The organism is Janthinobacterium sp. GW822-FHT07H11, from assembly GCF_058798615.1.
The window spans coordinates 4284001-4304588 of record NZ_CM179507.1 but is presented as its reverse complement, the minus strand read 5'-3'; the positions used below and the strand labels follow the sequence as shown (position 1 = coordinate 4304588).

Genomic DNA, 20588 nt, shown 5'->3' with positions numbered 1-20588 from the left:
ATCACATATCATGAGCTTTCAAATATGTGTTTTTGATAATTCATTTCAATCCTGGCGCTTGCGGATGATTACTTCCAGGTATTGCGCCGGTATCACCAGCGAAACGGGGCCGGCGGTGTTATGGCGGTCGAGCAGGGCGAGCACGTCGTGTTCCAGCGCCTGGGCCGCATCGGGCGCCAGGGCGGCGAAGGCCTTGTGCACGGGGCCGTAGTAATCGCGGAATACCTGCAGCCAGTGCGCGGCGCTCGCATAGCGGAAGTGGAAGTGCTGGTGCCGCGCGTGCAGCTGGGCCGCCGCGGCGCCGAACAGGTCGCGCACATACGCCTCGTCGCCCCAGCGGGCCGGCGACTGCAAGCCCGCTGGCGGCGGCACATGCCGGCCCACGGTCTGGAACAGTTGCCCGATGAAGCCTTCCGGTGTCCAGTTCGCCATGCCGATGCGTCCGCCAGCGCGCACCACGCGCAGCATCTCGGCGGCGGCGCGGCGGTGGTCGGGCGCAAACATCACGCCAAAGGTGGACAGGGCCGCGTCGAAGCTGGCGTCGGCAAACGGCAGGTTTTCCGCATCGGCGGCGCGGAAACTTACGGCCAGGCCTTCCGCCTCGGCGCGCGCGCGGCCCTTGTCGAGCAATTCCGGCACATAGTCGGTGGAGGTGACGCGCGCGAAGCGGCGCGCGGCCGCCAGCGTGGCATTGCCATTGCCGGCAGCGATATCGATGACGTCTTCATGGGCGCGGATATCGGCCGCCTCGGCCAGCGATTCGCCGACCGGCTGCAGGGTGACGCCGATGACGGCGAAGTCGCCGCTGGCCCAGGTGGCTTGCTGGCGTTGCTTGATGGCATTCAAATCGGGACCGTCCGCCGGCCGCGATGGGGTGGGAAGGGCGTCGCTCATGGCATGCTCCTTGACTGGCCGGGCGGGCTTGCGCGGCTATTCTTGCTCAGACCATGCCAGGCGGCGGCAGTTCCCTCATTGGAAGCGCAGGGCCAGCATGGTCAGGTTGTCGCTGGCTAAGCCTTTGGGCGGGGCGGCGAGAAAGTCGTCGAACAGGGCGGCAAGGGCCAGTGCCGCTGTCTTGCCTGCGCACAATGCAGGCCAGCGGGCCACGGCGGCGATGGGGTCGGCGCACGCCCAGAAACCGTCGCTGGCCAGCAGATACAGGGCATCGGCGCGTACTTGCAGCACGCGGCGATCGGCCAGGTGGGCCAGGAAGGGCGGCAAATTGCCCGCGTCGAGCGCCCGCAGCGGCTTGTCGAGCCGCAGGCTGTCGCTGATGGCGTTGCCCAGGATAAAGGCTTGCGAGATTTGCGGATGATGTTCGCCATGCACGCTGGCATGCCATTGTGCTTCGTTCAGCCCGCCGTGCATGGCGTACACGGTGGCGGGGACGTGGTCGACGGTGAGGACGGTGGACTGGCCGGCGCTGATTTCATACAGGCGCGAGTCGCCCACGTGGTACAGCAGCGGCGGCTGGCCGGGCGGCACTTCCAGCAAGGTCAGCGTGGTGCCGGGCGGACGCGCCTGCGCCGGTGCCCCGGCCGTGAAACCGGCTTGCAGGCGCGCATGCAGTTCGTCGAGATGCAAGGCCAGGCTGGCCGTGTCGCGGCAGGCGGGCAGGGCCAGCAAGCCTTGCACGGCCGCTTCGGCCGCCTCGCGTCCGTGGCCATGGCCGCCCATGCCGTCGAGGACGGCGGCGCGCACGTGGCCGGCCGGCCAGCCAGGCACCTGGCAGCGATATGGCTGTTGCTGCAACAGGCAGGCGGCCTGGCCGCCGGCGTCGATCAGCAGGAAGTTATCCTGGTTTTCGCGCCGCGGCATGGGACCGGCGCCCACGCAACTGCCGGCGGCGGCATCGAGCCAGGGGCCAAAGTCGAGCTCGTCTTTGATGAAATGCATCGTTCGGTGCTGTCCTGGCAGCCAGGAAATTTGATCATGGGTACAGCTTAGCCGATATTGCCCGCAGGCGATACCGCCGCCGATGTTTGTCTATCCATCAAAAAAAACCTGCGGCAGCAGGCTGGCGCAGGTTTTTTGTCTCGGGCACGCCGGTTGGCTTAGCGGCGGTGACCCCAGCCATGGCCACGGCCATGGTCGTAATAGTCGCGGCGGCCATGGTCGCGGTAGTAGCCGCGGCCCGGTTGCACGTAGACGACGGCCGGCGGGCCGTAATAGCGTGGCGGCGGCGCGTAATACACGGGCTGCGGCGCGGGGGCATAGTACACGGGCTGCGGCGCCGGCTGGTAATACGTTTCGCGGTAGCCGCCGCGATAGCCGCCACGGTCGTAATAGCGGTCATTCGTGCTGATGCTGTTGCCGACGGCGGCGCCCAGCACGCCACCGACGATCGCGCCGTCACGGCCGCCAGTGCTGTGGCCGATGGCCGCTCCGACCACGGCGCCGGCAACGGTATTGAAGTCGCGGTCGCCGGCGACTGCGGCCGAAGACACCGCCACCGCCGCTACCATTACCGCACCCAGGAGTTTCTTGTTCAACATGGCATTTCCTTCCATTCCGGCGAGATCACAATGATCTGCATGAACTGGACTATATCCGCAGTCGTGGCCTTGTTCCATGTCTAATACAACTTCTTACATTCAAGCCATGGCCGTAACAAGTCAGGCGGGCGGGCGGGGCGAACGCGCCTGCCATTCCGGGCGCAGCAGGCTGTACATTTTGACATCGCGCATCACGCCATGGATGAAAAATGCCTGGCGCATCAAGCCTTCCAGGGTAAAACCGCATTTTTGCGCGATGCGCTCGGAGGCGACATTGTGCGGGTCCATCAACAGCTCCAGGCGGTGATACGGATAGGCCTGGAACAGGTAGTCGACCAGCAGGCGCGTCGCTTCGCTGGTATAGCCGCGTCCGCCCCGCTGCGGATCGAACAGGCGATAGCCGATCTCGCGGCTGGCCGGCGTGCGGCTCTTGAAGTGCGTGATGGTGCCGACGATGTGCTGGGAGTGATCCTCGATGAGGAACAGTTCGCTGTCTTCGCTGACAAAGCCCGATTGCAGGAAGTCGCGCCGCATCGCCTCGGGCGACTTGAACTGCATGGAAAAGTAGGCGCCGCGCGAAGGCAGGTCGTTGACCAGCGCGATATACGTATTGAGGTCCGCGGCAAGGACATGCCGCACGGTACACAGGGTTCCCTTGAGCATGGCGGTTTCCGGTGGCAAGCGTGCCTTGCATGATAAGCCACGCAGCCCGCTGCCGCCTCTTTTTCATGGCAAAAGTTGCTGCAATGACAGAATAAATACGCTATCGTAGAAAACCGCGCCTTGCCCATGGCCACGGCGCACCCGCTCCCGCTTCGTTGACTGGAACTGAACGACATGCATACCATCCTGACCGGCGCGCCGCTGCGCCGTTTGTCCCTCGCCCTGGGCTGCGCCGTCAGCGCCGGCGCGCTTGCCGCCACGCCAGGCAATACGCCGCAAGCGCTGGCACAGGTGCGCGACACCGCCCTGCAAAGCGACTGGGCGTATGCCCGCCTGGCCGACATGACGGATTTGATCGGCCCGCGCCTGTCCGGTTCTGCCGGCGCCGCCGCCGCCGTGCGGCAGGTGGCCGAGACCATGCGCCAATTGGGCGCCAGCGTCACCCTGCAGCCCGTGAAAGTGCCGCACTGGGTGCGCGGCGCCGAAACGGCGGAAATCGTCGACTACGCGGGCCGCCCGCAGGGCGTGTCGCAGCGCGTGGTGCTCACCGCCCTGGGCGGCTCGGGCGCCACGCCGGCCGCCGGCCTGACGGCACCGCTCATCATCGTCAAGAGCCTGGAAGAACTCAAGGCGCGCGCGCCGGAAGTGCAGGGCGCCATCGTGCTGATCGACACGCCGTTCGACCAGGAGATGGCCGAGCGGGGCCTGGCCGGCGTCACCTACGGCCAGGGCTCGCGCGCGCGTTTCAACGGGCCGAAGGCGGCGGCGGACCTGGGCGCGGCCGCCGCGCTGGTGCGCTCGGTCGGCGGCGCGAACTTCCGCATCCCGCACGCGGGCGCCACGGGTCTCGATGACGGCAAACGGATTCCCGCCGCCGCCGTCACCGTGGAAGACGCCTTGCTGATCGGCCGCCTGGCCGCGCGCGGCCCCTTGACCATGCACCTGACCCTGACGCCGCAAAACCTGCCGGAAGCGGACAGCTACAACGTGATTGCCGACTGGCCTGGCACGGACAAGGCCGACGAAGTGGTGGTGGTCTCGGGCCACCTCGATTCCTGGGACCTGGCGACCGGTGCGCACGACGACGGCGCTGGCGTGGTGGCGGCCATGGGCGTGGTGGAAACCCTGAAAAAGCTCGACTACCGCCCGCGCCGCACCATCCGCGTGATCGCCTGGATGAACGAGGAAAATGGCGGCCGTGGCGGGCAGGCCTATTTCGAGGCCCACAAGCAGGCGCTCGGCAAGCAATATGCGGCCATCGAGATGGACAGCGGCGCCGGCCGCCCGTTCGGCATCCTCGCCAGCGTGGGGCCGAAGGCGGAAAAACTGTTCGCCCCGCTGCGCGCCGCCCTGCTGCCGATGGGCGCACACGCGTTCACGCGCCGCGACGCGCTGGGCACGGGCGACCTGCACCGCCTGGAAACGGGCGGCGTGCCCAGTTTCGAGCCGCTGGTCGACAGCCACAGCTACTTCCACTACCACCATACGCCGGCCGACACGCTGGACAAGGTCGACCCGGAGAACCTCAAGCGCAACGTGGCGCTGATGGCGTCGCTGGCCTGGTTCCTGGCCAATATCGACGGCGAGATCGGGCGGGCGCCGGAGCAGGGCGAGTAATTTGCGTAGCGCGGGCCGCTGCCTTGCCAGCGCGCCCGGTGTCGTTTTGACAACATCTATCCAGCGTATTTCATGACTCCAGATTCCGCCCTCATCGACAGCGTCATCCAGCAGATCCGTACTTATGTGAGCCAGCATCCGCATGCCGCCGACACCTGCGAAGGCATAGCGCTATGGTGGGTGGTCGGGGAATTTCCGCCGTCCGTCATCGACGTGGCGCTGCAGCAGCTGCACGCCACGGGCGAAATGGAGCGGATAGCCGTCGGCACGCGCCAGCTGTGGCGCCGGGAACGGGAGGCAAGGTAAAATCATGTCGCTACCGGACCTGAACCTGTTGGTTACGCTCGATGTCCTGCTGGCCGAAGGCAGCGTCACGCGCGCGGCGCGGCGCCTGCGGTTGAGTCCATCGGCCATGAGCCGCGCCCTGGCGCGCCTGCGCGAGACGACCGGCGATCCGCTGCTGGTGCGCGCCGGGCGTGAACTGGTGCCCACGCCGCGCGCGCTGGAGTTGCGCGAACGGGTGGGTTCCCTGCTGGGCGAGGTGCTGGCCGTGCTGGGACCGGCGCAGCAGCTCGATCCGCGCCAGCTGGCGCAGACGTTTACGCTGCGTTCGAGCGATGGCTTCGTGGAAAATTTTGGCCCGGCGCTGCTCGCGCATATCGGCGCGCAGGCGCCCGGCGTGCGCCTGCGCTTCGTGCAAAAGCTCGACCGCGAAAGCGTGCAGCTGCGCGAGGGCAGCATCGACCTGGAAACAGGCGTGATCGGCAGTTTCACCAGCCCGGAAGTGCGCACGCGCAGGCTGTTCGGCGACCGTTTCGTCGGTGTGGTGCGCAGCGGCCATGCGCTGGCGCAAGGCGACATCAGCGCCGAGCGTTATGCGGCCGGCCAGCACGTGCTGGTGGCGCGGCGCGACCAGGATACGGGGCCGATGGACGACGCCCTGGCCGCGCTGGGACTGCACCGCACGATCGCCAGCATCGTCGGCGGCTTTACGGCGGCGTTGGCGCTGGCCGCCGGCTCCGACCTGATCGCCACCGTGCCGGAACGGCATACGGGCAATCTGCGTGCCGGCATGTTCAGTTTTGCGCTGCCGCTGGGCATGCCCGACCTGACCGTCTCGCTGATGTGGCATCCGCGTATGGATGCCGACCCGGCCCACCGCTGGCTGCGCGGCTGCGTGGTCAACGCCTGCGCGGCCCGGATCAACGTGGGCTGATGGCGCCGGCAGCGGCCTGCTGCGCGGGCCCGTCGAAGCCGCCGGCCATGGCCGTGTAGCCGCGCGCCGTGGCGATGGCCACGTCGCGGTGCGCCGTCACCAGCTGCTCCTGCGCGGCCAGCGCAATGCGTTCCGCTTCGAGCACGCCCAGCAGGCTTTCCGCACCTTCCTGGTAACGCACGCGCGCCAGGCGCGCGCTTTCCTGCGCCAGCTGGTGCGCCTGGCGCAGCTGCGCATGGCGGCCGCGCAATTGCACCCATTGCGCGCTGGCGCTGTCGGCTTCTTCCAGTGCCAGCGCCAGCGCCTTGTCGAAGCCGGCCTGCGCGGCCTGCACCTCGGCACCGGCCGCGCTTGCGCGGGCGCGGCGCGTGCCGCCGTCGAACAGCGGCAGGGAAAGCGCGGCACCCGCCTGCCAGCGTGCCGCATCGCCGCCATTCCAGTCGCCGGCCATGCCGGAGGCGCCCAACAGCGCGCCCAGGCTGATGCGCGGGAAACGCTCGGCGATGGCGGCGCCTTCGCGCGCGCTAGCCGCCGCCAGCGCGCGTTCGGCCGCGCGCACGTCGGGCCGGCGCAGTAGCAGGTGGGCCGGCTCGTCCGTCAGCAAGGATTGCGGCAGCGCCAGCGGCATCGGCTGGTCGAGCGCCGCCAGTTCCGGCGCATCGAGACGCTGTCCGGTGAGCGTCGCCAGCCGGTTGCGCGCCACGCGTTCTTCGGCGTTCAGGCCGGGCAGGCGGGCGCTGGCCAGGCGCATCTGCGCCTCGGCGCGCATGCGCTCGGCCGGCGCGGCACGGCCCGCGCTTTCTCGCTCGCGCACCAGTTGCAGGGTGCCGGACTGGTTCGACAGCTGCTCCTGCAGGCTGGCGCGCATCTGTTGCGCGCCGCGCAGCACCAGGTAGGCGTCCACCACCTGCGCCAGGATCAGGCGCCGCACGTCGTCGCGCACGGCGGCGCGTTCGTCCGCCGATGCCTCGGCGGCGCTGATGCTGTGGCGCACGCGGCCGAACAGGTCGAGCTCCCAGCTGAAGACGGCGCTCCACTGCACCGGCGAGGCGATGTGCGGCTGGCCGTCGCCGCCCTCGCTCGGCGCCAGGCGCGCGCGTCCGGCCTGGGCGTCGAGATCCAGCGTCGGCAGGCGCGCGCCGCGCGCGGCCTGCGCGAACGCGCTGGCGCTGGCCAGGCGTGCGGCGGCGATGCGCACGTCGTAGTTGTCTTGCCAAGCGCGCTTGACCAGCTGCGCCAGCCTGGCATCGCCCAGATCCTGCCACCACAGCGCCGGCGGCGCGCCGGCCTGCAGTTGCGGGCCGCCCGCCGAGGGCAGGACCGGCAGCTGCGGCGGCTCGAGCGCCCGCGTCGCCGTGGGCGTGCCGGCGCTGCAGCCGGCCAGGGCCAGCATGGCTACCGCCAGCAGCGGCGCGGCGCGGCGCGTGTTCAGGGTTGTCATGCGGCTCATGCGGCTTCTCCCAGCGCGACCGTGCGCGTGGCCGGCGCCGCGCGGCTCCTGCTCAGCAAGGTGAAAAACAAGGGGGTAAACAACAGGCCGGACAAGGTCACGCCCAGCATGCCGGCGAAGACGGCCGTGCCCATCGACTGGCGCATCTCCGCGCCCGCACCGGAAGAGAGCATCAGCGGTATCGCGCCCAGCAGGAAAGCCAGCGACGTCATCAGGATGGGACGCAAGCGCGTGCGTGCGGCGGCGATGGCTGCTGCGCGCGCATCGGCGCCGGCCGCCATCGCCTGGCGCGCGAATTCGACGATCAGGATGGCGTTCTTGGCGGCCAGGCCGATCAGCACCACGATGCTGATCTGCGTCAGCACGTTGTTGTCCAGGCCACGCCACGACACGCCGATCAGCGTGGCCAGCACGCAGCTGGGCACGATCAGCACGACGGACAGGGGCAGCAGCCAGCTTTCAAACAGGGCCGCCAGCAGCAAATATACCAGCAGCACGGCCAGTCCCAGCACCATGCCGGTGCTGGCGCCCGCGTGTTTTTCCTGCAGCGCCAGTTCCGTCCACTCGTAGTCGAAGCCGGCCGGCAGGCGCGCCTTGAGCAGTTCTTCCAGCGCGGCGATGGTCTGCCCCGTCGAGTAGCCGGGCTTGGTGCTGCCCTGGATTTCGGCGGCCGGATACAGGTTGTAGCGCGGCACGCGGAACGGCGCCGTGCCTTCGCTGAAGGTGGCCACGCTGCCCAGGGGGACCATGTCGCCGCTGGCGGCGCGCGTCTTCAGCGCGGCCAGGTCGGCCACGCTGCGCCGGTAGGGCGCGTCCGCCTGCGCGGTGACGCGCCAGACCCGGCCCATCAGGTTCATGTCGTTGACGAACACGGGCGCCAGGTAGCTTTGCAGGGTCTCGTTGACGCGCAGCAGCGGCACGCCCAGGTATTCGGCCTTGGTGCGGTCCAGTTCAACCTTGATCTGCGGGCTCATGGCGTTGAACGGCGTGAAGGCGCCCATCACCGAAGGCAGCCTGGCCGCTTCCTCGACGATGCCGCGCGCGGCCGCCTGCAAGGCTTGCGGTCCCAGGCCGCCCGTATCGCGCAGCATCAGCTTGAAGCCGCCGCCGGTGCCGATGCCGCGCACGGAAGGCGGCGGTATCACCATCACGCGCGCCGCGCCGATGGGCGCCAGCTTGCCGCGCAGGGCGCCCAGCATGGCCGGCCCGTCCAGGCCAGCGCTGGCGCGCGCGCCGAAGTCCTTGAACATGGTGAAGATGACGGCCGTGTTGGGCGCCGACGTAAACGTGGCGCCGTCGGTGCCGACGAAGGCAGCCGTGTGGGCTACGCCGGGGTGGCTCATCAGGCGTGCCGTGGCGTCCTGCACCACTGCGCTGGTGCGCGCCAGGGTTGAGCCGGCCGGCAGCTGGATCGAGACGATGGCATAGCCGCGGTCCAGCTGCGGCACGAAACCGCGCGGCGTCGCGTCCAGGCGCCACAGGGTCAGGCCCGCCAGCAGGAGGTACACGGGCAGCATCAGCCAGCGCCGCGAGAGGATGCGTCCGGTCAGTTGCACGTAGCCGCCCGTCAGGCGGGAAAAGCCGCGGTTGAAGATGGCCATCCAGCGCGCGCCCAGGCTGTTGGCATTGAGCCGCGGCTTGAGCAGCAGCGCGGCCAGGGCCGGCGACAGCGTCAGCGAGACCAGCGCCGAGATCACGGTGGAGGCGGCGATGGTGACGGCGAACTGGCGGTAGAACATGCCGGAGATGCCATCGATGAAGGCCGTTGGCACGAACACGGCCACCAGCACCAGCGCGATGGCGACCAGCGCGAAACCCACCTCGCTCATGCTGCGCTGCGCCGCAGCGACGGGGCTCATGCCTTCCTCGATGTGGCGCTCGACGTTTTCCACCACCACGATGGCGTCATCGACGACGATGCCGATCGCCAGCACCAGGCCGAACAGCGAGAGGGTATTGAGGGTATAGCCCATCGCGGCCAGCACCGTGAAGGTGCCGACCAGGGACACGGGAATGGCCAGGATGGGAATGATGGCGGCGCGCCACGAGCCGAGGAACAGCAGCATGGCCAGGCACACCAGCAGCGCCGCCTCGAAGATGGTGTCGCGCACCTTGTCGATCGAGGAGCGGATGAATTCGGTCGGGTTGTAGTAGGTGTGGTAGGCGACGTCCTGCGGGAAATCGGCTTCCATCTTGGCCAGCTGCGCCAGCACGCGGTCGCCGGTGGCCAGCGCGTTCGAGCCGGGCAGCAGGCTGATGCTCAGCGCGATGGCCGTGCGGTTGTCGACGAAGCCGCTTTCCGCATAATCCTGCGCGCCCATCTCGACGCGCGCCACGTCGCGCAGGCGCACCACGCCGCCGTCGGCATGCGCGGCCACGATGATGGCCTCGAATTCGGCCACGTCGCGCAAGCGGCTTTGCGCCTGCACCTGCACCTGGTAGGCGCCATCGCTGCCGCCGGGCGGCTGGTTCAATACCCCGGCGGCGACCTGCGAGTTGGCTTGCCGTACCGCCGCGATCACTTCCGGCGCGCTCAGGCCCAGCGAGGCCACGCGCGCCGGATCGAGCCAGATGCGCAGCGAGAAATCGCGCGCGCCGCGCGTGTAGATGTCGCCGACGCCTTCGATGCGGGCCAGCTGGTCCTTGACGGCGGTACCGATGAAGTTGGAGATGTACTGCTGGTCGCGCGTGCCTTTCGGCGAATCGAACAGCACCACCATCAGCTGGTCGGGCGAAGCCTTCTTGACGGCCAGACCCAGCCGGCGCACGGCGTCGGGCAGGCGCGCTTCGGCCACCGCCACGCGGTTCTGCACCAGCGACTGCGCCTGTTCGATGTTGGTGCCCGGCTTGAACACCACGCTGATGGTCAGCTTGCCGTCGCCCACCGATTGCGAGGACATGTAGAGCATGCCGTCGACGCCGTTCATTTCCTGTTCGATCGGCGCGGCGACCGTATCGGCGATTTCCTGCGCCGAGGCGCCCGGGTAGCTGGCCTTCACCGTCACCGTGGGCGGCACGATCTCGGGAAATTCCGAGATCGGCAGGCGCATGGCCGACACCGCGCCCACCAGGGTGATGAGGATCGACAGCACGATGGCAAACACGGGACGGCGGATGAAAAATTGGGAAAAACGCATGCTTGCTCCTTATGCGCCGCTGGCGCGGGGAGCGGCCACCAGGACCTGGTCGCCCGGGCGCACCTTGGCCACGCCGGAGACGATGACCCGCTCCTGCGGTCCGAGGCCGGACAGCACGATCTGCCTGTCGCCCTGCAGGCCGCCCAGTTCCACCTTGCGCGGCGCCACCTTGCCCGCCGCGTCCACGACGAACACCATCTTTTTATTCTGGTCGCTGAGGATGGCGGCGTCGGGCACCAGCAGGCGCTCTTGCGCCGCGCCGACGGGAATGCGCACGCGCGCAAAGCTGGCCGGCATGACGGCGCGGTCGGCGTTGGCCAGGCTGGCGCGCAGGCGCACCGTACCCGAGCGGGCGCTGATCTCGTTGTCGACAAAATCGACGCTGGCTTCCTGGGCGGGGCCGCCGCCGTCGAGCGCCAGCTGCACCTTGCCCGGCAGCCTGCTTTGCTGGCGCAGGCGCTGGAAATCCGCTTCCGACAGGTCGACCATGGCGCGCACGGGATCGTGCGCAACGATGGTGGTCAGCACGCCGCTCTGCGCCGCGCCGCCGGTCACGTAGTTGCCGACATCGACGCGGCGGTCCGAGACGGTGCCGGCAATGGGGGCGCGCAGGGTGGTGAAGGACAGTTCCAGCTCGGCGCTGCGCAATTCCGCCTGGCCCAGCATGACGGCCGCCTGCGCGCCTTCCAGCTCGCCGCGCGCCCGTTCCAGCTCCTCGGTGCTGGCCGCACCCGTCTGCTGCAGCCGGCTGCTGCGCTCGAACTGGGCCGTGGCCAGCTTGCTGCGCGCATGGGCCTGGGCCAGGCTGGCCTGGGCGCGGTCGCGCGCCGCCGCGAAGGGGCGCGGGTCGATGACGAACAGCGGATCGCCGGCCTTGACCTGCTGGCCATCGCGAAACGCGATCTGCTGCAAGTAGCCCGATATGCGCGAGCGCACTTCCACGCGCTGCGACGGCTCGATGCGGCCCGTGTAGTCGAGGCTTGCCTGCACCATCGACGTTTCCGGCAGCGCCACGGAAACGGTGGGCTTGGGCGGCGGACTCCCAGGCGCGGCCTGGGAGCGGCCGCAGCCTGACAAGGTGGCACTGCAGGCCAGGGCCAGCAGCAGTAACAGCGGGACGGGCAGGGACGGGATCGGACGGGGGCGCATCATGCGGGGTCTCCAGAAGACGTAGGGGGCTTGGCCAGGGCGCGGCCGAGCGCGAAAATGGCCAGCGCGGCGAGTATCAGCGCGCTGGCGACGGCAAAGGTGGCGTGCATGCCACGGATCATGGCGGCTGGCCGGGTGCCGGCGATATCGCCAGCGCCGGCGGCGAAGACGGCGCCCATCACGGAGGCGCCGGTGACGAGGCCCAGATTGCGCGACAGATTGAGCATGCCGGAGATGAGGCCGCGCTGGTCGGCAGCGATGTCGCCCATCACGGCGGTATTGTTGGCCGCCTGGAACAGCGCGTAGCTGGCCGTGAGCAGCATGATCGGCGCGACATAGCCGGGGATGCCCAGGCTGGCGGGCAGCAGGGCCAGCGCCAGGCAGGCGCCTGCCGCGCCGCACAGGCCCGCGCCGCCCATGCGTTGCGCGCCGTAGCGGTCCACCAGCCAGCCGGACGGCACGCCGCAGAACGCCGCCACCAGCGGGCCGGCCGCCAGCACCATGCCGGTGACGGCCGTGCCCAGGCCCAGGCCGCGCGCCAGGTAGAAGGGACCGACCACCAGGGTGGACATCATGACCGTCGAGACCAGCATGCTGGTCGCCAGGCCGGCGCTGAGCACGGGCGCGCGCAGCATGGCCAGGCGGATCAGCGGCGCCGGCGCCTTCAGTTCGACCCGGACGAACAGGATGGCGCCGACGCAGGCGGCCATCAGCAGCGCCACGTTGCGCACGCCGAAATGGCCGCGGCCCAGGGTCATGGCCAGCGCATAGGCGGCCAGTGTCAAGGCCAGCAGCAGCGTGCCGCGGTGGTCGAACACGGGACGCTTGGCGTGCGCGCCGTCCCGGTCAGCCGGCAGGTAGCGCCAGGCCAGCAGCAGCGCCACGCCAGCCAGCGGCACGTTGACGAGGAAGATGGATTGCCAGCCGAAGCGCGCGATCAGCAGGCCGCCCAGCGCGGGGCCGAGCGTGGTGCCGACGGCCGACATGGTGCCGAGCAGGCCCATGGCGCTGCCTGTCCTGGCCTTGGGCACGGTGCTGCCGACGAAGGCCATGGTCAGCGCCATCATGACGGAGGCGCCCAGGCCTTGCACGGCGCGCGCGGCGACCAGCAGCCACAGGGTGGGCGCCAGGGCGCACAGGATGGAGGCAATGGCAAACAGCGCGATGCCGGCCAGCAGCAGGCGGCGCCGGCCGAGCATGTCGCCGAGGCGACCCACGCTGACGATCAGGGCGGTGATGGCCAGCAGATACGCCAGCACGATCCATTGCACATCCTGGAACGGTGCCTGCAGGGCCCTGGCCATGTCGGGCAAGCCCACGTTGGCGATGCTGGTGCCCAGCGCGGGCAGCAGCATCGCCAGGGACAGGCTGGCAAGCGCGCCGCGCACGGGCATCGTGGCGCCGCCGGTCTGGGTGGCCTGCTGGTCGGGCGGTACGGGTTTTGACGGTGGTTGCATGGCGTGGCTGATCCTCGGATAGAGTCACCACATGGTACTGAGGGATCTGGTATGGCGGAAGACGCATCATTTGCATTGTGTTATTGCGTTTGACGCCATGTGAGGAACGTTGCCTTCGGACTTCAATCCGAATAACCCTGCCTATCGTCCGCCGCATCGTGGCGGATGCCCCACCACGGCAGATAGGCATGGTTTTCGCCGCGTGCGCGGAACCACGGCTGGTCGTGGTCGATGGGCCGCACCGTGGCCGGCGGCGACACCAGCACGCCCGTGACGCTGTCGGGATCGCTGGTGCCCGCCACCAGCACGGGCTGGCCGACGTGGTTGGCATGGGCGATGGCCAGGGCGACATTGGTCAGCGCCGTGCCGGCGCCCATCTCGCCCAGCAGGGCCGGCGTATTGAAGGTCTGCGGCAGGAAGTCGAAGCCCGGCACTTCCAGGCTCAAGGCATGCGCCAGCTGGCCCAGGCGGTCGGAGGAGGTGGGCAAGGTCTTGTTGGCGTCGTGGATGACGTAGCCGATGTCTTCTTCCGTCTTGCCGCCCTGGCGCGCCGCTTCGGCAAATACGGCCTGCCACGCCTGCACGGCGCGCGGCGGCTTGTCCTTGGCCAGTGCAAAATCGGCGACATTCTTCGTGGCCGGATAGCCTATCCACGCCAGCGCCGCCCGCTCCGTTTTGTAATCAGGGCCGGCCAGTACCAGCAGCACGAGGTTTTCATTGATCTGCATGGTTTTCGGCCGGCTCGGCGCATCCCAGTTCATGACCCACACGGTTTCCTTCGGATGCGCTTCCAGGTAGGCCAGCGCGGCGTGGAGGGAGACGAAGCCCGCATTGTTGCCGCCCAGGGTGATGCGCACGTCGGGCGGGGTGGCGCGGGTCCAGAGGGTGGGGAAGTGAGTGTTGCCGATGCTGAAGGTGTCGGTGATGGTTTGCTGCGTGAATTGATGTACTTCTGCCAAATCGAATTTTCCTTCAGGCAGGGCATATTCCACGCGGATGCCTGCCAGTTCGCGCCAGTTCTGTTTTTTATCCTTGGGATAGACGTGGTAGAAGTAGGTGGGGCTGGAATAATAAATGTCGTGGAAATTGGTCATCAGCTCGCGCAGATACTTATGGTGATAACCCTTGAACGTTTCCCTGCCATTGATATCGTGGGCTATGGGGGCGACGGCCTGCAAGGTGCTGAAGCCCCTGGGATCCGTCCTGACCATATCGTCATTCTTGTTGGGCTTGGCCAATCCCAACGTCCATAGCAGCTGCCACTCGGTCGGATAGTCGAGCCGTTGCAGTGGATTGAGCCATTGCAGGCCCACCACTTGTGCCCGGAAGGGAGCATGGGTCGTGTTTTTTGGGAGATCGTCTTCCTTCTGCACAGGTTGCACGGCGCAGGCCGTCAATAGCGCAAATAGGGAGAAAGCGGTGCCGGCGGCTAATGTGCGCAGCTCGCGCTGACTTATTACGTAAGCCATCAATCCACCTCACTGCGAGTAGCCCTGCATAGCGTCCGCCGTGTCGTGGCGGATGCCCCACCAGGGCAGGTACGCATGGTGTTCGCCGCGTGCGCGGAACCACGGCTGGTCGTGGTCGATGGGCCGCACCGTGGCCGGCGGCGACACCAGCACGCCCGTGACGCTGGCAGGATCGCTGGTGCCCGCCACCAGCACGGGCTGGCCGACGTGGTTGGCATGGGCGATGGCCAGGGCGACATTGGTCAGCGCCGTGCCGGCGCCCATCTCGCCCAGCAGGGCCGGCGTATTGAAGGTCTGCGGCAGGAAGTCGAAGCCCGGTACTTCCAGGCTCAAGGCATGCGCCAGCTGGGCCAGCCGGTCGGAGGACGTGGGCAAGGTCTTGTTGGCGTCGTGGATGACGTAGCCGATATCGGTTTCCGTCTTGCCGCCCTGGCTAGCTGCTTCGGCAAATAGCGCCTGCCAGGCCTGCACGGCGCGTGGCGGCTTGTCCTTGGCCAGTGCAAAATCGGCCACGCTTTTCGTGGCCGGATAGCCTATCCACGCCAGCGCCGCCCGCTCCGTTTTGTAATCAGGGCCGGCCAGCACCAGCAGCACCAGGTTTTCATTGATCTGCATGGTTTTCGGCCGGCTCGGCGCATCCCAGTTCATGACCCATACGGTTTCCTTCGGATGCGCTTCCAGGTAGGCCAGCGCGGCTTGCAGGGAGACGAAGCCCGCATTGTTGCCGCCCAGGGTGATGCGCACGTCGGGCGGGGTGGCGCGGGTCCAGAGGGTGGGGAAGTGAGTGTTGCCGATGTCGAAGTTGCTGATAATTTCATCTTTTATTGTCTGATGAACTTCTGCCGGATCGAATTTCCCTTCAGGCAGGGCATACTCCACGCGGATGCCGGCCAGTTCGCGCCAGTTCTGTTTTTGATCCTTGGGGTAGACGTGGTAAAAGTAGGTGGGGCTGGAAAAATAGATATCGTGGAAATTGCTCATCAGTTCTTGTAAATACTTATGGTGGTAACCCTTGAACGTTTCCCTGCCATTGATATCGTGGGCAATAGGGGCGACGGCCTGCAAGGTGCTGAACCCCCTGGGATCCGTTCTGACCATATCGTCATTTTCGTTGGGCTTGGCCAATCCCAACGTCCATAGCAGTTGCCACTCGGTCGGATAGTCGAGCCGCTGCAGTGGATTGAGCCACTGCAGGCCCACCACTTGTGCCCGGAAGGGAGCATGGGCCGTGATTGTTGGAAGCTTCTCTTCTTTCGGAGCAGGTTGCACGGCGCAGGCCGTCAATAGCGCAAACATGGTGAACGCAGCGAGCATGGGCAGCGCAAGGAACTGTTTCATGAGTTCTCCAGGTGTATGGATAGTCTGGTGGCCGGCATAGCCCGGCCAGATGGTCGCGCGCGTAAATGGCGGCCTGCATCTGCCCGGCGGCCGGGCCAGGGATCGCCAGGTCTTCGTCGCGGCGCTTCAGGCGGGCATTCAGGCCGTCGCACAGGCCTTGCTCGGCCTGCTCATACCATTCACCGTCGGAATTGACGCCGTGCACGAAGATGACGATGCCGGGACGCGGCAGGCGCGTGACGGCCTTGAGCAGCGCGTGGCTGAACAAGGTCGTGCCTTCGGCTTCGGCGAGCAGGATGCAATTCGTATCGAGCGTAGGGTCGGGCGACATGCGGGCGCTCCATCCAGGATGGGAAGGCAGAAACAGCGGCGCCCAGGCAAGCCCAGGCAATCTGCACTGTATGCGCAATGCCCGGGGTGGAACTTGCGTGGTGTCAAGAAAGGAGGAGCGGCAGGCTGGGAGTGCCCGAGGCAATCAGATCGCGTTCAGCGGTATTTTGAGGTAGCGCACGCCGTTGTCTTCCGGCTCGGGCAGCTTGCCCGCGTTGATGTTGACCTGGATCGCGGGCAGGATCAGGGTCGGCATGTCCAGGGTGGCGTCGCGGCGGGTGCGCATGGCCACGAACTGTTCTTCCGTGACGCCGTCGTGCAAGTGGATATTGCCGGCGCGCTGTTCGGCCACCGTCACTTCCCAGCGCGGCGGGCGGCCGTCGGGCGGGTAGTCGTGGCACATGAACAGCCGTGTTTGCGGTGGCAGCGCCAGCAGGCGCTGCACGGAGCGGTACAGCAGGGTGGCGGAACCGCCGGGGAAGTCGCAGCGGGCCGAGCCCACGTCCGGCATGAACAGGGTGTCGCCGACGAAGACGGCGTCGCCGATCTGGTACGCCAGGTCGGCCGGCGTGTGGCCGGGCACGTGCATTGCGCGCACTTCCAGCTTGCCAATATGAAACACCTGATCGGGCGCGAACAGCTGGTCGAACTGCGAGCCGTCGGCCCTGGCGCCGTCCTGGTGGTAGACGGCGGCGAACGCCTGCTGCACCGTCTGGATGGCGGCACCGATGGCCACGTCGCCGCCCAGCTGCTGCTGCAGGTAGGGCGCGGCGGAAAGATGGTCGGCGTGCGCGTGGGTTTCCAGCAGCCAGCGGCACTGCAAGCCGTGTGCGCGCACGAAGGCGATCACCTTGTCGGCCGAGGCGGTCGAGGTGCGGCCCGCTTTCGGGTCGTAGTCGAGCACGGAATCGATGATGGCGCAGTCCCGGCCATCGGCCTCGTAGACAACATAGGTGACGGTGGCGGTGGCGGGGTCGAAGAAGGCTTGGATTTGTGGAGTCATCACGGCGGCAGGCTACAGGCAAGGGATGGGGCAGGGAAGGCCATTATATCGCCAGAGCTCGCCAAAAAAATGCCGCATATCTGCTTTTCATATGCAAAAAACAGATATGGCGTCGCTGGCGCCGCCTGTACAGCCGTGCGCGCTTCGCCGCTTGCCACATGTTAATCTCCAGTCTACAAGGAGGAAGTCATGAACGATACCAGTGCACGTAGCGAACAGTACCGCGGTTTCACGATTTCGGTCACGCCGCAAAAGGACAATGACGATTTATGGGATTTCACCTATCGGTTGCAGCGCGACGGCGAAGCCGGGGCGCAGGACATCACGCGCAGCCGCACCCTGGGCGGCTATGCCGCGCCCGAAACGGCCTGTACGGCAGGCCTGGAAGTGGCCAGGATGGAAGTGGATAATCTGCTGCGTCCTTGAGGCAGCGTAAATCGTTTAGCCCGATTGCCGCCCATTGTGTGAAACACATCGCCGCCGTCAGCGCTTCATGCTACGATTTATCTTATTGAGTAAGGAGGCCCCATGGATAGCAGTTCCAAGATTCACTATAAAGGCTGGGAAATCGTTCCCCTGGCCGTGCCCACCACCGATGGCAAATGGTCGGCCAGTTGCGACATCGAACGGGCCAGCGCGGAAGGCATCGAAGTGTTCGAAGGTTCGACCATGCAGTTCGTGCGCGACGACGAAGATGGCGCGATTGCCGCCGCCTGCGAGGAAGCGGTGCGCCAGATCGACAATATCATCGCCAATCCGCTCGTGCGCCTGGCCTGACCCGCCTTCGTTCCGCGTTCCTGTAATACAAGCGCAGCCGGCGCCAGCCGGTTGTGCGATTGTGCCGATATGCCTCGCCGGCATCCTGCCTGGCCGCATCGCGTCCTGCCCCGCTCCTCTTCCATTTGGCGCCTGTCCATGGCTGCCGCTCCCGCGTGACTGTTGATCTGGCAGTGTGATGGCGCGCGTGTACCGGAATGGCATCAATGGAAATCATTTCCTGTGCTATTGCTTGCAAAAAAGGCAGCGCTACTGCATTCTTTGCTCAGGCGCGGCGTGCTCGTTGCGCTGAGCATTCCCGCTGTGTTCTTTTGTCATGTTGGCGCTATGCATTCAGATGAGAACCGAAGCCATGCTGCGGGGTCGTCCGTTGTCGCCGGCGGGGCCTGGCGCCGCCGCAACGGCCTGAGCGCCATCGCCAGCGGCCTGGCCGCGGCATGCATGCTGTGCCACACGGCGGCCGCCGCGCATGTCGATGCCGGCAGTTTGACCAGCATGAGCCTTGAAGAGCTGGGCAATGTGCGCATCACTTCCGTTTCCCGGCATGACGAAAGGCTGGCCGGCGCGCCGGCGGCCGTGTTTGTCATCAGTGCCGACGATGTGCGCCGTTCCGGCGCCGCCAGCCTGCCCGAGGTGCTGCGGCTGGCGCCCAACCTGCAAGTGATGCGCCAGGCAAATAGCGAATACGTGATCACGGCGCGCGGTTTTGCCAATAACGACGGCAACAAGCTGCTGGTGCTGGTCGATGGCCGCTCCGTGTACACGCCGCTGTTTTCCGGCGTCTTCTGGGATGCCCAGGGCGTCATGCTCGATGATATCGAGCGCATCGAAGTCATCAGCGGCCCCGGTGGCACCCTGTGGGGCACGAATGCCGTCAATGGCGTCATCAACATCATCAGCAAGCCAGCCGCGCAGACGCAGGGAAGCTTGCTGTCGGCCGCCGCCGGCACGCAGTTGCGCAGCGCAGGCGCGCGTCATGGCGGCACTTTCGGCGCGAACGGCGCATATCGCCTGTATGCGCAGGGATTCGGGGAGGCGGCCACGCGCACGGCCGCCGGCCAGCCCGTCGACGATGGCTGGCACAAGGCGCAGGCGGGCTTTCGCGCCGACTGGCGCGCGGGCCGCGAGCAGTTCACGGCGCAGGGCGACCTGTATCGGGGGCGCCGCGGCCAGCCCGCTCCCGGCAGCGTGCATTTCGCGGGCGTGCCGCTGGCGCTGGACACGATCACCATCGCCGGCGCCAACCTGATGTTGCGCTGGCAGCGCGCGCTCGATGGCGGCGCCGGCCTGGAGGTGCAGGCTTACCTCGACCGTACCGAGCGCACGGTGCCGCCCACGTATGCGGAGCAATTGAATATCGTCGACGTGCAGGCGCAATATGCGCTGGCCCCGCTGGGCGCGCATGCGCTGACGGCCGGCGTCCAGCTGCGCCACGCGCGCGACCAGGTGGACAACAGCGAAATCATGGCTTTTTTGCCGGCCGCGCAGGCGCAAACGTGGTCCAGCCTGTTTGCGCAGGATGAGATCAGCCTGGGGCCCGGCTTGCGCCTGACGGCGGGCCTGCGTCTCGAACGCAATGGCTACACGGGCACGCAGTGGCTGCCGAACCTGCGCCTGGCCTGGCAGCGCGCACCGGACAGCCTGCTCTGGACGGCCCTGTCGCGCACCGTGCGCGCGCCATCGCGGCTGGACCGCGACCTGTATTTCCCCGGCCAGCCGCCCTACATCCTGGCCGGCGGCGCCGGCTTCAAGCCGGAACTGGCAACGGTGCTGGAGGCGGGCTACCGGGGGCGGGCCGGCAATGCCTGGTCGTATTCCGTCAACCTGTACCGCGCCCTGTATGACCGCCTGCGCACGCAGGAGCTGGCGCCCGGCGGCGAACAAGTCTATTTCGGCAATGGCATGCGCGGCGCCACGCGCGGCATCGAGGCCTGGGGCAGCTACCAGGCCAGCCCCGCCTGGCGCCTGTCCGCCGGCTGGACGGCGCTGCACGAAACGCTGTCGTTCAAGCCGGGCAGCATCGATACGGCCGCTTCCCTGGAACGGGCAGGGCGCGACCCGGCCCATACCTGGCAGCTGCGCTCCTCGCTGCAATGGTCGCCGCACGCGCAGTTCGACGCCACCGTGCGCCGCGTGGCGGCCCTGGCCACCCCCGGCGTGCCCGCCTATACGGCGCTGGACCTGCGGCTGGGGTGGCAATTCCAGCCGGGATGGGATGCATTGTTGAGCGGCAATAACCTTTTCGGCGGCGGCCACGGCGAATTTTCCGAGCTGGCCACGCGCAGCCATCTCGGGCGCAGCGTGCTGTTGAGGCTGGTGCGCCGTTTCTAGCCAGCGTTTCACCGCGTGTTGCAAAATGGTGAACGGCGGATGTTTCAACCGATGAGAGTGAAACATTTTTGAAACATCGTGTACTTTCGTGTACTCGCTGCCCGACACCGGCTGTTCCCTTGCGTGACACCCCTGTGCCTGCGCGGGCCGGGCTTT

At 67.4% G+C, this 20588-nt stretch carries 18 protein-coding genes; 6 read left to right on the top strand and 12 right to left on the bottom strand.

All coding sequences use genetic code 11. The features are described from left to right. Positions 1-45 precede the first annotated feature (45 nt). The 4 genes from AC3RCJ_RS18955 to AC3RCJ_RS18940 all read right to left on the bottom strand — a co-directional run bounded on the left by AC3RCJ_RS18955 (position 46) and on the right by AC3RCJ_RS18940 (position 3158). Positions 46-894, bottom strand: coding sequence for a class I SAM-dependent methyltransferase (locus AC3RCJ_RS18955; protein ID WP_492961491.1), 849 nt, complete (start codon positions 892-894; stop codon positions 46-48). Between the two features lie 75 nt (positions 895-969). Then, positions 970-1896: a PP2C family protein-serine/threonine phosphatase gene (locus AC3RCJ_RS18950; RefSeq protein ID WP_492961493.1), complete on the bottom strand. Its 927-nt coding sequence runs from the start codon at positions 1894-1896 to the stop codon at positions 970-972. Positions 1897-2054: 158 nt separating this feature from the next. After that, entirely contained in the window at positions 2055-2495 is a 441-nt protein-coding gene (locus AC3RCJ_RS18945; RefSeq protein ID WP_492961495.1) for a glycine zipper 2TM domain-containing protein, read from the bottom strand. A 120-nt stretch (positions 2496-2615) separates the two neighbouring features. Beyond that, the gene (locus tag AC3RCJ_RS18940; protein ID WP_492961497.1) at positions 2616-3158 is read right to left on the bottom strand and encodes a GNAT family N-acetyltransferase; all 543 of its coding nucleotides are present in this window, start codon (positions 3156-3158) and stop codon (positions 2616-2618) included. A gap of 174 nt (positions 3159-3332) precedes the next feature. On the opposite strand from AC3RCJ_RS18940, the gene AC3RCJ_RS18935 reads away from it, so the two are divergent. From AC3RCJ_RS18935 to AC3RCJ_RS18925, 3 genes are all read left to right on the top strand, one after another. Further along, positions 3333-4775: a M20/M25/M40 family metallo-hydrolase gene (locus AC3RCJ_RS18935; RefSeq protein ID WP_492961499.1), complete on the top strand. Its 1443-nt coding sequence runs from the start codon at positions 3333-3335 to the stop codon at positions 4773-4775. A gap of 72 nt (positions 4776-4847) precedes the next feature. Beyond that, positions 4848-5081, top strand: a complete 234-nt coding sequence (locus tag AC3RCJ_RS18930) for a hypothetical protein (protein ID WP_492961501.1) — start codon at positions 4848-4850, stop codon at positions 5079-5081. Between the two features lie 4 nt (positions 5082-5085). After that, positions 5086-5991: a LysR family transcriptional regulator gene (locus tag AC3RCJ_RS18925; RefSeq protein ID WP_492961503.1), complete on the top strand. Its 906-nt coding sequence runs from the start codon at positions 5086-5088 to the stop codon at positions 5989-5991. Here AC3RCJ_RS18925 and AC3RCJ_RS18920 read toward each other — a convergent pair. From AC3RCJ_RS18920 to AC3RCJ_RS18885, 8 genes are all read right to left on the bottom strand, one after another. Continuing rightward, complete coding sequence (locus AC3RCJ_RS18920; RefSeq protein ID WP_492964730.1) at positions 5978-7441, bottom strand: efflux transporter outer membrane subunit; 1464 nt, start codon at positions 7439-7441, stop codon at positions 5978-5980. The genes AC3RCJ_RS18925 and AC3RCJ_RS18920 overlap by 14 nt on opposite strands. After that, complete coding sequence (locus AC3RCJ_RS18915) at positions 7438-10578, bottom strand: efflux RND transporter permease subunit (protein WP_492962166.1); 3141 nt, start codon at positions 10576-10578, stop codon at positions 7438-7440. The genes AC3RCJ_RS18920 and AC3RCJ_RS18915 overlap by 4 nt, the downstream gene beginning before the upstream one ends. A gap of 9 nt (positions 10579-10587) precedes the next feature. Continuing rightward, a complete protein-coding gene (locus AC3RCJ_RS18910; RefSeq protein WP_492962168.1) occupies positions 10588-11730 on the bottom strand; it encodes an efflux RND transporter periplasmic adaptor subunit in 1143 nt (380 codons plus the stop codon). Next, the gene (locus AC3RCJ_RS18905) at positions 11727-13184 is read right to left on the bottom strand and encodes an MFS transporter (protein ID WP_492962170.1); all 1458 of its coding nucleotides are present in this window, start codon (positions 13182-13184) and stop codon (positions 11727-11729) included. Before AC3RCJ_RS18905 ends, AC3RCJ_RS18910 begins: the two co-directional genes overlap by 4 nt. A 122-nt stretch (positions 13185-13306) precedes the next feature. Continuing rightward, a complete protein-coding gene (locus AC3RCJ_RS18900) occupies positions 13307-14566 on the bottom strand; it encodes a hypothetical protein (RefSeq protein WP_492962172.1) in 1260 nt (419 codons plus the stop codon). 96 nt (positions 14567-14662) lie between these two features. After that, positions 14663-15853, bottom strand: coding sequence for a hypothetical protein (locus AC3RCJ_RS18895; protein ID WP_492964727.1), 1191 nt, complete (start codon positions 15851-15853; stop codon positions 14663-14665). Next, complete coding sequence (locus tag AC3RCJ_RS18890; protein ID WP_492962176.1) at positions 15756-16322, bottom strand: T6SS effector phospholipase Tle3 domain-containing protein; 567 nt, start codon at positions 16320-16322, stop codon at positions 15756-15758. Before AC3RCJ_RS18890 ends, AC3RCJ_RS18895 begins: the two co-directional genes overlap by 98 nt. Positions 16323-16466: 144 nt before the next feature. Continuing rightward, positions 16467-17324 (bottom strand): MBL fold metallo-hydrolase, encoded by an 858-nt coding sequence (locus tag AC3RCJ_RS18885; RefSeq protein ID WP_492962178.1) that lies wholly within the window; start codon positions 17322-17324, stop codon positions 16467-16469. A 189-nt stretch (positions 17325-17513) separates the two neighbouring features. Here AC3RCJ_RS18885 and AC3RCJ_RS18880 point away from each other — a divergent pair, with 189 nt between their 5' ends. From AC3RCJ_RS18880 to AC3RCJ_RS18870, 3 genes are all read left to right on the top strand, one after another. After that, positions 17514-17750 (top strand): hypothetical protein, encoded by a 237-nt coding sequence (locus AC3RCJ_RS18880; RefSeq protein WP_492962180.1) that lies wholly within the window; start codon positions 17514-17516, stop codon positions 17748-17750. A 102-nt stretch (positions 17751-17852) separates the two neighbouring features. Beyond that, positions 17853-18101 carry a hypothetical protein gene (locus tag AC3RCJ_RS18875; RefSeq protein ID WP_492962182.1) on the top strand — a complete coding sequence of 83 codons (249 nt, stop codon included), beginning with the start codon at positions 17853-17855 and terminating at the stop codon, positions 18099-18101. Between the two features lie 327 nt (positions 18102-18428). Beyond that, positions 18429-20432 carry a TOL_0244 family TonB-dependent receptor gene (locus AC3RCJ_RS18870; protein WP_492962184.1) on the top strand — a complete coding sequence of 668 codons (2004 nt, stop codon included), beginning with the start codon at positions 18429-18431 and terminating at the stop codon, positions 20430-20432. Positions 20433-20588: the final 156 nt, after the last annotated feature.